Source organism: Streptomyces sp. NPDC058000 (assembly GCF_042886435.1).
Lineage (GTDB): Bacteria > Actinomycetota > Actinomycetes > Streptomycetales > Streptomycetaceae > Streptomyces.
In genome coordinates this window covers 18,062-32,266 of record NZ_JBHVQS010000033.1, presented here as the reverse complement: position 1 = coordinate 32,266, position 14,205 = coordinate 18,062, and the positions used below count along the sequence as shown (strand labels likewise).

Below are 14,205 nucleotides of genomic sequence, written 5' to 3'. Positions count from 1 at the left end.
GCACCTTAGGCACGGGGTACCACCGCCTGACGGGCGGGGCTCCCTTCGCGGACGACCCGGTCGGGTCCGTCCGCATCCGGTCCGCCCCGGCGGCGGGTGCCCGGCCGGCGGTGCTCGTACGCGGCGAACGCGGCCCAGCACAGCAGCAGCGCGGCCGCGAAGACCGGCAGCCAGGCGAGTCGGGCGAGGATCCAGGCGGGGCCGTCGGGGAGGGTGTGCAGGCCGGGCAGCGGGCCGGCGAGGAACCAGCCGGTGGCGGTGACGGCCAGCATCGCGGTCTGGTGCCAGAGGAAGACGGTCATCGCGGAGAGGTTCAGCAGGGCCACCGCGGCCCAGGCGGCGGGGCGGCGCAGTGCCCGGTTGAGCGGGTCGCGGAGCAGCAGGGCGGCTCCGCACTGGGCGAGGCCGAAGGTGACGGCGGCCAGGGTGGGCGGGTTGAGGTTGGAGATCGCGGCGCCGGGGACGCCGACCATGGACGCGGGGTAGCCGGCGAACAGGACCAGTCCGGCGGTGGCCGTGGCGCCGCCGAGCAGCAGCGCCCAGCCGGTCGAACGGCGGTGTGCGGCGCCGCGGGCCCGGGCCGCGCCGAGGCAGTACGGGACGAGCCAGCCGGCGGGGAGGTTGAGCCAGCCGAGCCAGCCGGGGGCGTCGAGGCCGAAGCGGAGGACGTCGACGAGGACGACGACGGCGCACGGCCAGAGGGGGTGCAGGCGGGCGGTCAGTGGGGTGGCGGCGGTGAGGGCGGCGAAGACCAGCAGGAACCACAACGGCGACAGCACCAGTTTGACCAGGGTGTGGACGGTGTCCAGGCCGACGCCGGCGGCGAGCATCACGGCGGTGGCGACGGTCCAGACCGCGAGGACCGCGGCGACCGGGCGGAACAGTCGGCCGAGCCGGGCGTGCAGCCAGTGCCGGTAGGTGGTGCCGCGGGCGCGGGCCGTGGTGTGGCTGCGGGCGGCGACCTCGCCGCCGACCAGGAAGAACACCGCGAGGGTCTGGAACAGCCAGGTTATTGGGGCGAGTTGGGGCATGCGTTGGAGCGGGCTGGCGCCGTGCAGGGTGCCGCTGTCGGTGATCAGGGCGGTGACCAGCCAGTGGCCGAGGACCACGCCGAGGATGGCGAAGGCGCGCAGGGCGTCGGTGGCGCGGTCCCGGTCGGGCGGGGTGGCGGCCTGGATGCGGTGGACGAGGGCGGCCGCGGCGGCGCGTGGGGTGTCAGGCACGGTGGGCCTCACCGGTGGTGCGCTGCGGGGCGGCGGTCGCGTCAGGAGCGGCGGTCGTGTCGGGGGCGGCGGTCGGGGGGCGGCCGGCGGCGATCCGGGCGAGGTTCGCGAGGGACGGCGTGCCGGGCTTGAGGTAGTCGCTGTGGCCGCCGTCGCCGGCGGGGAAGATCCGGGCGCCGAACCGCGGGGAGACCGGGTCGGTGCCGAAGCCGAGGGTGGTGGTGGGGAGGGGGAGTTGGGCGTGCGGGACGTCGGCGATCCAGTCGTCGGCGCCGCGGCCGGCCCAGACGGTGGCCCGGGTGTGCAGGTCCGCGGCGGTGTCGGCGCCGGCGCCGGGGCTGCCGTAGAGGACGAGGTCGGTGGCGGGGAGGCCGGGGGCGGCCCGGCCGCAGACCACGGACCCGTAGGAGTGGCAGAGCAGCGTGATCCGGGAGGCGGGTCTGGAATGCCTCAACTCCTTGACGAACGCGCGTAGTTGAGGTGCGGCGTCGTCGGCGCGGGTGGTGGTGAGCGCGGCGGGGCTGACGGTGGCGGGGGTGGGGTAGCCGAGCCAGGCGATGACGGCGGGGTGGATGCCGGGTTGCCGGCCGAGTTGCTGTTGGAGGGCCTGGGCGCCGGCGCGGAAGCGCTGGTAGGTGTCGAAGCTGGTGTCCGCGCCGGGGACCAGGACGGCGATCCGGTCGGCGCGGGCGAGGTCACCGTAGACCTCGGTGCTGCGGCCGCCGTCGCGGCCGTCGAAGGTGAGGAAGTGCCGGGCGGGGGCGGCCAGGGCGTGCAGGGCGGTGGCCCGCCGGTGGTCGCCGTGGGCGTCGGCGGTGCGCTCGGCCGCCCGGATGTCGGCGCGGGTGGTGGCGTACCGGTGGGCCAGGGTGGCGGGGGTGGTGTCGCGCAGCGGGCCGAGGGTGGTGGGGGCCGGTGCGGGGACCGCGGCGGGGCGGGCCGCGCCCGATACCGGGACGGCCACCGAGGCGGTGACCAACACGGCGAGCAGGGTGCGGGTCAGGCGGCTTCTGCGCGGGCGGGGCGCCATGGAGGGAGGTCCTTCCGTACCGGAATTTCTGGGGTGGTTCCGGCACCGAAGCTATGGAGCGCGAGGGGTGATCGGCGTCCCGCCAGAGAGCGCCTCTCGCGGGTAGTCCTCAGGTACTACGGGTAGGGGGCGGGGTCCGCTCGTGGACCGGCGACGGTGGGGCGCCGCGGCGGTGGTGGCGGTCCGTCAGCCGTTGTGGGGTGGTGGGCCGGTGCTCTCCCGGGGTTCCAGGTGCGGGAGTTCGCCCTCGACGGTGCGGGGCTGGCCGCCGTCGAGGAGGGCGAGGAGTTCGGCGGCGGCGAGCCGGCCGAAGCCTGCGGTGTCGCGGACCAGTGCGGTGAGCGGGGGGTGGGCGACGCGGCACAGCGCGGAGTCGTCCCAGGCGACGACGGAGAGCCGGCCCGGTACGGGGATACCGCGGCCGGCGGCGACCGAGGCGCCGGCGACCGCCATCACGTCGTTGTCGTAGATGATCGCGGTGGGCGGTTCGGCCGCGTCGAGGAGGCGGCGGGTGGCCTCGGCGCCCTCGGTGTCGGAGTAGTCGGTGGTGACCGAGCGGACCTGCCGCGCGTCGAGGCCGCGCCGGGCGGCTTCGGTGCGCAGGGAGTGGATCCGGCGGGCGGTGTGGGCGAGGCCGGGCAGGCCGGCGACGTGCACGATGCGGCGGTGGCCGAGGTCGTGCAGGTGGTCGAGGACCCGGGCCATGGCCTTGGCGTCGTCGGCCCAGACGGTGGAGAGGAGCGGCGCGGTGGGCGGCGGGGGCGGTCCGGGGGGTTCCGGGGCGGCGGGGCCGCCGATGGCGACGGCGGGGAGGCCGAGGGCGGCCAGGAGCGCGGGCCGGGGGTCGTCGGTGCGGGGGTCGACGACGAGGACGCCGTCCACCCGGCGTTCGGCCCACCAGCGGCGGTAGAGGGCGCACTCGGTGTCGAGGTCCTCGACGACCTGGAAGAGCAGGGCGGTGCGCCGGGCGGAGAGCACCTCCTGGATGCCGGAGACGAGTTGGAGGAAGAAGGACTCCACGCCCAGGGTGCGGGCCGGGCGGGCCAGCACCAGGCCCAGGCAGCCGGAGTGTTCGCCGGAGAGGGCGCGGGCGGCGCTGTTGGCCTGCCAGCCCAACTCGTCGGCCACCCGGCGGATCCGGGCGCGGGTGTTCGCGGAGACGCCGGGCCGGTCGTTGAGGGCGAAGGACACCGCGCTCTCGGAGACTCCGGCGCGCCGGGCGATGTCCTTGATGGTCGGGCGGCGCGCCGGCTTGCGGCGGGCGGCCTCACCGGGCGCTGTCATCGCGGGCTCCTCCGGGCCGTACCGCATGAGTGCCGACAGTCTGATCAGGGCGGCCGGGCCTGTCAAACAAATGCGGGGGCGGCTCGATCGAACCGCCTCAACAATCGTGTGGTACCGGGGTGTTGACACCTACTAAATCGCATTAGTAGCGTCTGCCGCGTCGCGATCCGGGAGCCTGGAAACCGTGGTACGGAACCGGTTCCCCGCGCCGCGACGGCCTTCGACAGATTTCTGGTCCGAGCACTTCAGAGCACTTCAGCCAAGGAGCCGGCCATGCATCGTCATTCCCGTCGGACACCTGCCGCCCTCGCGGTCCTCGCCACCTCGGTGCTTTTACTGTCCGGCTGCGGTGCGCCGGACGGTGGCGGGGATTCCGACAGTGCCGCGGGGAAGGTGGAGGGACAGGTCACCTTCCAGACCTGGAATCTGAAGGCGCGTTTCCAGAAGTATTTCGACGGGGTCATCGCGGAGTTCGAGAAGAAGTACCCGGGCACCGAGGTGAAGTGGATCGACCAGCCGGCCGAGGGGTATCCGCAGAAGCTGAGTGCGGATGCGGCCGCCGGCACCCTGCCCGATGTGGTCAATGTGTCGCCGGACCTCGCCTATCCGCTGGCGAAGGCCGGGTTGGCGCTCAACATCGGCAAGGCGGCCGGGAAATACCGGGCCGAGTATCTGGACGGGGCCTGGAAGAGCCATGAGATGCCGGGGATGTCGGGCGTCTACGCCTTTCCGTGGTACCTCAACACCGGCCCGATGTTCTACAACAAGGACTTGTTCCGCAAGGCCGGGCTGGACCCGGCGAAGCCGCCGACCACCTACGACCGGCTGTTCGCCGATGCGCTCACCATGGCGCGGAACAGCGACCGGAAGATCGCGATGCTGGCCAGTACGCCGTCGATCGAGGACTTCGGCCGCTACGGCGTGCGGCTGATGGACGCCCGAGGCACCGCGTTCACCTTCAACGAGCCCAAGGGCGTGCAGCTGCTCACGCACTACCAGGAGCTGTACGCGGCCGGGGCGCTGGATGCGCAGGCGCTCACCGCCGTGGCCGAGTCCGCGGGGCGGAAGTTCGAGCAGCAGTCGGTGGCGATGAATCCGGGCAGTGCGCTGGATCTGGAGAACTTCAAACGGGACGCGCCGGGCCTGTACCAGAACATCGGCATCACCGACGCGGTCAACAACACCGGTAAGGCCAACATGTACGTGCAGGGCCTGATGGTGAACGCACAGAGCAAGGTCAAACCCGCGGCGGTGGCCTTCGCGCACTTCGTGACGGACCAGCAGAATCAAATGGCGTTCGCGAAACAGGTCACGGTCTTCCCCAGCACGAAGGGTGCGCTGGACGATCCGTATTTCACCAAGGAGGACGGTACGGACGCCACACGGGTGCGGGTGGCGGCGGCGAAATCCCTGAAGACCGCGGTGAATTACACCCCGGTGTTGCTCAGTGACCAGATGAAGACGGTGCTGCGCAATTCCGTGGCCCGGGCCCTTCAGGGTAAGCAGACGCCGAAGGCGGCGCTGGATTCCGCGGTGGCGGAGTGCAATCGTCTGCTGAAGACCGGCTGAGGTCGGGATGGGAGTGCGGAAGTCCGCGCCGGCTGGTGCGATACGGGGCCCGGGCCGCGTTCGGGGAGTCCGTACGCATCTGCCGGCCAGCCCCTGGCTGTTCCTCGCGCCCGGGCTGTTGATCGTCGGCGGATTCAGTCTCTATCCGTTCCTGAGCACGGTGGCGCATTCCTTCACCGATGCCCGGACGCTGACGGTCGGGCGGTTCACCGGTGGCGCCAATTACCAGGAGATGCTGCACGATCCGATGTTCTGGACGGGGCTGCGCAACAGCCTGCTGTACGTCCTGGGCGTCGTGCCGCCGCTGGTGGTGCTGCCGTTGCTGCTGGCCCTGCTCGTTCGGCGGAGCGTGCCCGGGATCGCCTTCTTCCGGGCCGCGTTCTACCTCCCGGTGGTCGCCTCGGTGGTGGTGGTCGGGTTGATCTGGGTGTGGTTGCTGGACGACCGGGGGCTGATCAACGCGCTGCTGGAGGTCCTGGGGTTCGGGCGGGCCGGCTTCCTCAGCGATCCGTGGCTGTTGCTGCTCAGCGCGATGGCGGTGACGGTCTGGAAGGGCCTCGGCTACTACATGATCGTTTATTTGGCGGCGCTGGCCCAGGTGCCCCGGGAACTGCACGAGGCGTGCGCGGTCGACGGGGCCGGCCCGGTGCGGCGCTTCCGGACCGTCACGGTGCCGGCGGTGCGCTCCACGATGGTGCTGGTGGCCGCGCTCTCCGCGGTCAACGCCTTCAAGGTGTTCTCCGAGGTCTATCTGATGGCCGGGGCGACCGGCGGCCCGGGCGGGGAGGACACCACGCTGGTGATGCTGGTCCAACAGGCCGGCACCGGCCTCAGCGGACGGGTCGGCTATGCCTCGGCGCTGTCGGTGGTGGTGTTCGTGCTGACGCTCGGGCTGATGCTGCTGGTGTTGCGCGCCGATCGCGGGGAGGACCGATGACGGGGCCGGACCGGCGCGGGCGACGGTGGGCCGGCGGGCCGCTGCTGGTCCGCTACCTGCTGCTGTTCGCGGTACTGGCGCTGACCGTCGGGCCGTTCCTGTGGCAGCTCTCGACGTCCCTCAAGGGCCCGGGCGAGGACATCTACCGTTATCCGCCGAGCCTGGTGCCGCACCATCCGACCCTCGCCAACTACGCCGCGGTGGCGCAGGTGGTCCCGGTCTGGGACTTCGCGCTGAACTCCGTCAAGGTCGCCGTCGCCAACGTGCTGACCAACTGCGCGGGCGCGGCGCTGGCCGGGTACGCACTGGCCCGGCTGCGGTTCCGCGGTCGGCGGGTCGCCGTGGTGGTCTTCATCATGGCGATGCTGGTCCCGGTCGAAAGCATCATGATCGCCCAGTTTTTGACGATGCGTCAGCTCCAGCTGAACAACACCCTGCTCGGGGTGGTACTGCCCGCCTGCATCGGCGCGATGAACGTGCTGCTGATGCGGAACGCCTTCGCTGCACTGCCGTACGAGGTCGAGGAGGCGGCGTTCGTGGACGGCGCCAACGCCTGGCAGCGGTTCGTCCGGATCGCGCTGCCGTCGGTCAAGGGCACCCTGGCGGTGGTCGCGGTCTTCGCGTTCATGGGGGCCTGGGACGACTTCCTGTGGCCGCTGATCGTGCTGAGCGACCAGTCGAAGTTCACCCTGACCGTCGGCCTGAACTACCTGCACGGCACCTTCGCGGACAACCAACGGCTGGTGGCGGCCGGCTCGGTGATCGCCGTCCTCCCGCTGATCGTGATGTTCGCCTGTCTCCAGCGTTATTTCTTCCGCGGCGTCGGTGAGGGCGCCGTCAAGGGCTGATCCCACACACCCGGAGGGACGGGACCACTCATGCCGGTACCCCACGAGCCGCGCCGGATCCGCTTCGGCGTCAACTACACGCCCAGTCAGGGGTGGTTCCACCACTGGTTGGACTTCGACCTGGACGCGGTGCGCGCGGACCTGGACGCGCTGGCCGCGCTCGGCCTGGACCACGTCCGGGTCTTCCCCCTGTGGCCGCTGTTCCAGCCCAACCGCACCCTGATCCGGCCGCGCGCCGTCGAACACCTGGTGCAGCTGGCCGACGCGGCGGCCGAGCGCGGGCTGGACGTGGCGGTGGACGGCCTCCAGGGCCATCTGTCCAGTTTCGACTTCCTGCCCTCCTGGACGCAGACGTGGCACCGCCGCAACCTCTTCACCGACCCGGAAGTGCTCGCCGGCCAGGAGGAGTACCTGCGGACCCTGGCCGCAGCGCTCGCCGACCGGCCCGGCTTCCTGGGGATGACCCTCGGCAACGAGGTCAACCAGTTCTCGGACGATCCGCACCCCGATCCGGACCGCATCACCGGCGCGCAGGCGGCGGCCTGGCTCACCCGGATGCTGGCCGCCTGCGAGCGGGGCGCGCCGGGCCGGGCGCATCTGCACGCCGCGTACGACGCCGCCTGGTACCAGGACGGCCATCCCTTCACCCCCGCGCACGCCGCCCGGTTCGGCGCGATGACGGCGGTGCACTCCTGGGTGTTCAACGGGACCGCGCAGCGGCACGGGCCGACCGGCGTCGCCACCGAGCAGCACGCCGCGTACCTCATCGAACTCTCCAAGGCGTGGGCACCGGACCCGCACCGTCCGGTGTGGCTCCAGGAGGTCGGCGCCCCCGCCCCGCACATCCCCGCGGACCGCGCGGCCCGCTTCACCACGGCGACCGTCACCAACGCCGCGGACTGCCCGGACCTCTGGGGCGTCACCTGGTGGTGTGCGCACGACGTCCCGCGGTCGCTCGCGGACTTCCCGGAGTTGGAGTACGGGCTGGGCCTGCTCACCGAGGACCGTACGGTCAAGCCGGTGGGGCGGGCCTTCGCCGAGCTGGCGGCGCACTGGCGGGACCGTCCGCACCGGCCGCCGGTGCGGTCCACCGCGCTGGTCGTCGACGCCGGTGACGCCGACGAGGCGCCCCACCGGTCGGTGTGCGCGCCCGGCGGCCCGGTCTTCGAAGCCTGGGCGGAACTGGCCGGACAAGGCGCCCGTCCGACCGTGGTTCTGGCCCAACTCGCATCCGATACAGCACATTTGACGTCCCGTGGGATCACTGAGGTGTGCAGGCCCCAGGAGGTGCTGCAGCGATGACCGCACTCCCCCGCCGCCGGGGGCCGGGCCGGTCGCCGACACGATGTTCCCGGACTTCCAGTGGACCGCGCGCACGCTCGCGGACCCGGGGCGCTTGGCGGATCAACTGGGCTGCAACCACCGGGAGTTGCGAGCCGGTGTCGATGTGGAGTCGGCGGACCGGGACACCCCGGTGGACTGGAACGCCATCGCGCCGACCGGCCGCGACCCCGCCGTCGACGAACTGTTCACCCCCTCCGCACCGGCCACCGTCCGGCACCCATGGTGACCCCGGTCAGCCGTCCCCGCACCCCGTCTCCCCGATCTCTGGAGCCGTAAGCCATGCATGACGATCGCGCGCTGGTCGAAGCCCGTCTCAAGCGGGTCCTCAACGAACGCATCCGGCCCGCCCTGTACCCGGAGTCGGTGCCGCTGGAGGTGGCGGCCTGGGTCGCGCCGGGCATGGGGGACTCCCCTGTTCGAGCGGAGTCGAAAGCGTGGGGAACGGTGCCGGTGGCCGAGGGGCTGGCCGCCGCACACACCCCGGTCGCGGTGGGGGATGCCTGGGGCGCGCCGTGGGCGACGACGTGGTTCCGGGTGCGCGGCACGGTGCCGGCGGCGTGGGCGGGACGCACCGTGGAGGCGGTGCTGGACCTGGGGTTCGACGAGCGGATGCCGGGGTTCCAGTGCGAGGCGCTGGTGTACCTGCCGGACGGGACGCCGGTGAAGGGCCTCAACCCGCGGAACCAGTGGGTGCGGATGGGGGCGCCGGTGCGGGGCGGTGAGCGGGTCGAGTGGCACCTGGAGGCCGCGTCCAACCCGGTCATCCTCGACGTCCCTCCGTTCCAACCGACGGCATTGGGCGACCCGGAGACCGCGGGCAGTGAGCCGCAGTACCGGCTGGGCCGGATGGACCTGGCGGTGTTCGACACCGAGGTGTGGGAACTGGTCCAGGACCTGGAGGTGCTGGGTGAACTGATGGTGGAGCTGCCGGTGGACAGCCCGCGGCGCTGGGAGGTGCTGCGGGCGGTGGGGCGGGCGCTGGACGCGGTCGACCTCCAGGCGGTGAACGGGACGGCCGCGGCGGCGCGGCGGCATCTGAGCGGGGTGCTGGCGGCGCCGGCGGCGGCGTCCGCGCACCGGATCAGTGCGGTGGGGCACGCGCACATCGACTCGGCGTGGCTGTGGCCGCTGCGCGAGACGGTCCGCAAGGTGGCCCGGACGACGGCGAACATGACGGCGCTGTTGGCCGACGAGCCGGAGTTCGTCTACACCATGTCGCAGGCGCAGCAGTACGCCTGGATCAAGGAGCACCGGCCCGAGGTCTACGCGAAGGTCAAGGAGGCCGTCGCGGCGGGCCGGTTCGTCCCGGCGGGCGGGATGTGGGTGGAGTCGGACACCAACATGCCCGGCTCGGAGGCGATGGCCCGTCAGTTCGTGTACGGCAAGCGGTTCTTCCTGGAGGAGTTCGGGGTCGAGAACGACGAGGCGTGGCTGCCCGACACCTTCGGCTTCGCGGCGGGCCTGCCGCAGATCATCAGGGCGGCCGGGGCGAAGTGGCTGCTGACGCAGAAGATCTCCTGGAGCCAGGTGAACTCCTTCCCGCACCACACCTTCCGCTGGGAGGGCATCGACGGCACCCGGATCTTCACCCACTTCCCGCCGGTGGACACCTACAACTGCCAGCTGTCCGGCGCCGAACTCGCCCACGCGGCACGGAACTTCAAGGAGAAGGGCACCGCCCGGCACTCCCTGGCGCCGACCGGCTGGGGCGACGGCGGCGGGGGCACCACCCGCGAGATGATCGCCAAGGCCCGCCGGCTGCGGAACCTGGACGGCTCGCCGGTGGTGCGGTGGGAGAAGCCCGCCGACTTCTTCGCCCGGGCCCAGGCCGAGTATCCCGACGCCCCGGTGTGGGTGGGTGAGCTCTACCTCGAACTGCACCGCGGGACACTCACCAGCCAGGCCCGCACCAAACGCGGCAACCGCCGCAGCGAACACCTGCTGCGGGAGGCCGAACTGTGGTCGGCGACCGCCGCCGTCACCACGGGATTCCCTTACCCCTACGCGGAGTTGGACCGGATCTGGAAGACGGTCCTGCTGCACCAGTTCCACGACATCCTGCCCGGCTCCTCCATCGCCTGGGTGCACCGCGAGGCGGAGCGGACCTACGCCGCGGTCGCCGCCGAACTGGAGGAGCTGATCGGCGCCGCGCTGGCGGCGCTGACCGGCGGCGGCGACCGGCGACTGGTGGCGAACTCCGCGCCGCACGCCCGGGCCGGGGTGGCGGCGGGCGCGGTGGCCCCACCGGCGACGGTGGGCGACCCGGTGACCGCCGGGCCGCGCCCCGGCGGAGGATTCGTCCTCCGGCACGACCTGCTCCGGATCGAGATCGACGGCCGCGGCCTGGTCGTCTCCGCGTACGACACCGCCGCCGGGCGGGAGACCGTGGCCCCGGGCGCGGCGGCGAACCTGCTCCAGATCCATCCGGACTTCCCCAACATGTGGGATGCCTGGGACGTGGACGCCTTCTACCGCGAGGTGGTCACCGATCTGACCGACGCGGACGAGGTCGTGCTCGCCGAGGCGGCGCCGGAGGCCGCGACGGTCCGCGTGGTGCGGCGGTTCGGCGGCTCACGGGTGGTCCAGACCCTGACGCTGGCGCGCGGGCAGCGGCGGCTGGACATCGACACCGAGGTGGACTGGCACGAGACCGAGAAGTTCCTCAAGGCCGCGTTCCCACTGGACCTGCACGCCGAGCGGTACGCGGCGGAGACCCAGTTCGGGCACCTGTACCGGCCGACACACACCAACACCAGTTGGGAGGCGGCGAAGTTCGAGGCGTGTGCGCACCGGTTCGTGCACGCCGGGGAGCCGGACTGGGGCGTGGCGCTGGTGAACGACGCGACGTACGGGCACGACGTCACCCGTACCGTGCGGGAGGGCGGGCCCGAGGGTGAGCGGGGCACCACCACGACCGTCCGCCTGTCCCTGCTGCGCGCCCCGCGCTTCCCCGACCCGGAGACGGATCAGGGCATCCACCGCTTCCGGTACGCGCTGGTGCCGGGCGCGACCCTCGGGGACGCGGTGCGCGAGGGACACCGGATCAATCTGCCGGAGCGGGCGGTGACCGGGTCCGTTGCGGTGCCGCCGCTGATCGCGGTGGACGACGACGCGGTGGTGGTCACCGCGGTCAAGCTGGCCGACGACCACAGCGGCGATGTGGTGGTGCGGCTGCACGAGGCCCGCGGCGGACGCGCCCGGGCCGCCCTGACCTGCGGTTTCGCACTGGCTGGGGCGGTCATCACCGACCTGCTGGAGCGCCCCGCCGAGGACGGTCCGGCCCTGGAGCGGCAGGGCGACACGGTGCGGATGGCGCTGCGGCCGTTCCAGATCGTGACGCTGCGGCTACGCCGGGCGGCGGGAGCGCACCCGGCCGGCTGACCGGGCGGCCGGGGCCGGGGCCAGGGCGGGGCGGCTCAGCCCGGGTCGGCGGACGGTGTGCGGGCATCCCGGCAGGTGTCCCGACGGGCCGCCTGCCGCCGGTCCCGGCCGGCGCCGCGCCCGCGGCCCCCGCGCCGCGGACCGGGTCCGGGCGCGGCCTCCCCGCCGGGATCCCGGCGGGGATCCAGCCCGAGCATGTCCATCAGCAACGACAGGTCCTCCGCGTCCCGAGCACGGCCGGCCAGCGCCCTCCTGGCGAGCCGTCGCTCGTGCGCACCGGGCACGGCACGGGAGGCGGTGTCATCGGCACTGCGCTGTTCATCGGTCACCGCTGCATTCTCGGCCGGACCGGGTCGGACTGCCCGTCGAACGGGCCGATGGGCGCAGGACGGAACCATCCGCGGTCGAATTCCCTCTTTATGGTCACTTGCACTTGATCGTCATGGTCACTCGCATGTGATCGACCAGTAGCGGAGTCACCGTTGAAACACCCTTACGCCCGCGCGCTCACGGCCGTCCTCGTCGCGTCCTGCGCCCTGCTCGCCGGCTGCTCGGAGAACGGCAAGCCGGTCGACTTCAACGCGGGCGCGCCGGGGAGCGCGTCCACCCCGGTCAAGCCGGTGGACCAGGACACCCGCATGCCCACCGGCCCGAAGAGCGAGTTCCGGATCACCCGCACCTTGGACGACGGCACGCACATAGCCCGGACCACGCTGAAGGGCGCGAAGTCCGGGGTCACCGGCAGCGTCTGGGTGTGGGCCCCGAAGGAATACCAGGATCCCAAATACGCCAAGAGCGGATTTCCGGTGCTGATAGCCCTGCCGGGCGGCCTGGGCAGCCCGAAGGACAAGGACGGGGTGACCAATTACTGGGTCGGCGGCGACATAAAGCTCCAGGAGAACCTCACGCAGTGGACCGCGGAGGGCAAGAGCCTGCCGTTCGTCGTGGTGATGCCGATGCTCAATCCGGACACCCGCTATCACGACGGCAGCGACATACCCGGTCAGCAGAAGATGGGGACCTGGCTGACCGATGACGTCGTCGATCTGGTCAAGGCCAATTTCCGTACCTTCCAGTCCCGGGATGGCTGGGCTTTCATGGGGTCGTCCTCGGGCGGTTTCGCGGGTGTGAAGTCGGTGCTGAAGCATCCGGAGAAGTTCAAGGCGGCGATAGCCAGCGGCCCGGACATCGTGCCGGATTCCCCGATGTGGGCCGGCCACCAGAAGGAGAAGGACGCCAACAACCCGGAAAAGCTCGCGACGGGCCTGCTGAAAAAGGGCGGACCGGACGTCTATCTCGCATTCCAGGCCGGCAGCAAGGAAGGCGCCGCGGTGGTCAATCCCATCCGCCGGTTCCGGGAGAAGTACAGCAAGGGTCCGATCCACACCGCGCTCCAGATGATTCCCGGTGGCCGACACAATGCCTGGGATTACCAGAAGGGCATGGCGGAGAGCTCCATGAAATTCATCAGCGACCAGCTGAAGGCCCCGATTCCCAGCGGCTCCTGATGCAGATCGTCCGTTCGGGGGAGATGCTGGTGTCGAGGGGGCCATGTTGAGGAGGGCGATCCATGTCTGTGCTGGACAAGCTCAAGGAACTGCTCAAGGGCCACGAAGACCAGGCGGGTAAGGGCATCGACAAGGCCGGTGACTACGTCGACGAACGGACCCAGGGGAAGTACCAGAGCCAGGTCGACACCGCGCAGGACAAGCTCAAGGAGCAAATGGGCGGGACGGACCGGGACACGGACCGGCCGCCGCAGTGACGCCGCAGTAATTCCGCGCTCGCCCCGGGACAGGGACGGGGCCCGGGATTAGGCTGAACGGATGATCACCACGTCCGCCCGGCTCACCCCTGACGTCCTGATGCGCCCCGCCGAGCTGGCGGACGCCGCCGGATTCTCCCGGGCCTACCTGCGCAGCCTCGACCACCTCCGGCACACCGAGCCGCACCGCGCGGACGGGTACTACACCCCCGCCGGTCAGGCGGATCGGCTGCGGGAGCAGTTGGCGGAGCGGGACGCCGGACGGGTGATGCCCTGGGTCCTGGTCCGCGAGGCGGACGGCGGATCCGAGGAGTCCGGGGAGCCGGACGTGGTCGGCGCGATCACCCTGTCCCAGATCACCTACGGCCCGCTGCGCAGCGCCAGCGTCGGCTACTGGATCGACGCCGGCCATCTGCGCCGCGGGCTGGCCGCCGCCGCACTGCGGGCGGTGTGCGAGGCGGCCGACCGGGAGCTGGGCCTGCACCGGGTGGAGGCCGGGACGCTGGTGGACAACACCGCCTCGCAGCGGGTCCTGACCGGCTGCGGCTTCACCCCGTACGGCACCGCGGAGAAGTACCTGCACATCAACGGCGCCTGGCGGGACCACCGGCTGTTCCAGAAGATCCTCAACGATCGCCACCCGTAGCACCCGTATGCGGGTCGCGTCGTACGGCGGCGGCCCCCCCCCCCACCGGGGGGTGGGGGGGCGGCGCCCGGCGTGGGGGGGGGGGGGGGGGTGGTGGGGGGGGGGGGGGGGGGGGGGGGGGGCCAGCTGGGGTGAGTCAGTCAGCTGTTGTTGGTGTGCCCGTGTCTGTGTCTGTGTT

General features: G+C 72.0%; 13 protein-coding genes. 9 read left to right on the top strand and 4 right to left on the bottom strand.

All coding sequences use genetic code 11. The features are described 5' to 3' along the window. Positions 1 to 5: 5 nt before the first annotated feature. The 3 genes from ACFVT2_RS27045 to ACFVT2_RS27035 all read right to left on the bottom strand — a co-directional run bounded on the left by ACFVT2_RS27045 (position 6) and on the right by ACFVT2_RS27035 (position 3,537). Positions 6 to 1,223: an acyltransferase gene (locus ACFVT2_RS27045; RefSeq protein WP_390022031.1), complete on the bottom strand. Its 1,218-nt coding sequence runs from the start codon at positions 1,221 to 1,223 to the stop codon at positions 6 to 8. Continuing rightward, entirely contained in the window at positions 1,216 to 2,253 is a 1,038-nt protein-coding gene (locus ACFVT2_RS27040) for an alpha/beta hydrolase (RefSeq protein ID WP_390022030.1), read from the bottom strand. Before ACFVT2_RS27040 ends, ACFVT2_RS27045 begins: the two co-directional genes overlap by 8 nt. A 186-nt stretch (positions 2,254 to 2,439) precedes the next feature. Beyond that, a complete protein-coding gene (locus ACFVT2_RS27035; RefSeq protein WP_390022029.1) occupies positions 2,440 to 3,537 on the bottom strand; it encodes a LacI family DNA-binding transcriptional regulator in 1,098 nt (365 codons plus the stop codon). A gap of 273 nt (positions 3,538 to 3,810) precedes the next feature. Here ACFVT2_RS27035 and ACFVT2_RS27030 point away from each other — a divergent pair, with 273 nt between their 5' ends. The 6 genes from ACFVT2_RS27030 (at position 3,811) to ACFVT2_RS27005 (ending at position 11,616) form a co-directional block, all read left to right on the top strand. Then, entirely contained in the window at positions 3,811 to 5,106 is a 1,296-nt protein-coding gene (locus ACFVT2_RS27030; RefSeq protein ID WP_390022027.1) for an ABC transporter substrate-binding protein, read from the top strand. 7 nt (positions 5,107 to 5,113) lie between these two features. Further along, entirely contained in the window at positions 5,114 to 6,043 is a 930-nt protein-coding gene (locus ACFVT2_RS27025) for a carbohydrate ABC transporter permease (RefSeq protein ID WP_390022025.1), read from the top strand. Then, complete coding sequence (locus tag ACFVT2_RS27020) at positions 6,040 to 6,891, top strand: carbohydrate ABC transporter permease (protein WP_390022023.1); 852 nt, start codon at positions 6,040 to 6,042, stop codon at positions 6,889 to 6,891. Before ACFVT2_RS27025 ends, ACFVT2_RS27020 begins: the two co-directional genes overlap by 4 nt. 30 nt (positions 6,892 to 6,921) lie before the next feature. Then, the gene (locus ACFVT2_RS27015) at positions 6,922 to 8,193 is read left to right on the top strand and encodes a glycosyl hydrolase (RefSeq protein WP_390022021.1); all 1,272 of its coding nucleotides are present in this window, start codon (positions 6,922 to 6,924) and stop codon (positions 8,191 to 8,193) included. Between the two features lie 94 nt (positions 8,194 to 8,287). Beyond that, positions 8,288 to 8,461, top strand: coding sequence for a hypothetical protein (locus tag ACFVT2_RS27010; RefSeq protein ID WP_390022019.1), 174 nt, complete (start codon positions 8,288 to 8,290; stop codon positions 8,459 to 8,461). 53 nt (positions 8,462 to 8,514) lie between these two features. Beyond that, on the top strand, positions 8,515 to 11,616 hold the full coding sequence (locus ACFVT2_RS27005; protein WP_390022018.1) for an alpha-mannosidase: 3,102 nt from the start codon (positions 8,515 to 8,517) through the stop codon (positions 11,614 to 11,616). A 35-nt stretch (positions 11,617 to 11,651) separates the two neighbouring features. Here the strand turns inward: ACFVT2_RS27005 and ACFVT2_RS27000 are convergent, their stop codons facing one another. Further along, positions 11,652 to 11,945 carry a hypothetical protein gene (locus tag ACFVT2_RS27000; protein WP_390022017.1) on the bottom strand — a complete coding sequence of 98 codons (294 nt, stop codon included), beginning with the start codon at positions 11,943 to 11,945 and terminating at the stop codon, positions 11,652 to 11,654. 153 nt (positions 11,946 to 12,098) lie between these two features. Here ACFVT2_RS27000 and ACFVT2_RS26995 point away from each other — a divergent pair, with 153 nt between their 5' ends. From ACFVT2_RS26995 to ACFVT2_RS26985, 3 genes are all read left to right on the top strand, one after another. Further along, positions 12,099 to 13,124 (top strand): alpha/beta hydrolase, encoded by a 1,026-nt coding sequence (locus ACFVT2_RS26995; protein ID WP_390022015.1) that lies wholly within the window; start codon positions 12,099 to 12,101, stop codon positions 13,122 to 13,124. A gap of 62 nt (positions 13,125 to 13,186) precedes the next feature. Further along, the gene (locus ACFVT2_RS26990) at positions 13,187 to 13,381 is read left to right on the top strand and encodes an antitoxin (protein ID WP_390022014.1); all 195 of its coding nucleotides are present in this window, start codon (positions 13,187 to 13,189) and stop codon (positions 13,379 to 13,381) included. 61 nt (positions 13,382 to 13,442) lie between these two features. Continuing rightward, positions 13,443 to 14,027 (top strand): GNAT family N-acetyltransferase, encoded by a 585-nt coding sequence (locus tag ACFVT2_RS26985; protein ID WP_390022013.1) that lies wholly within the window; start codon positions 13,443 to 13,445, stop codon positions 14,025 to 14,027. Positions 14,028 to 14,205 lie beyond the last annotated feature (178 nt).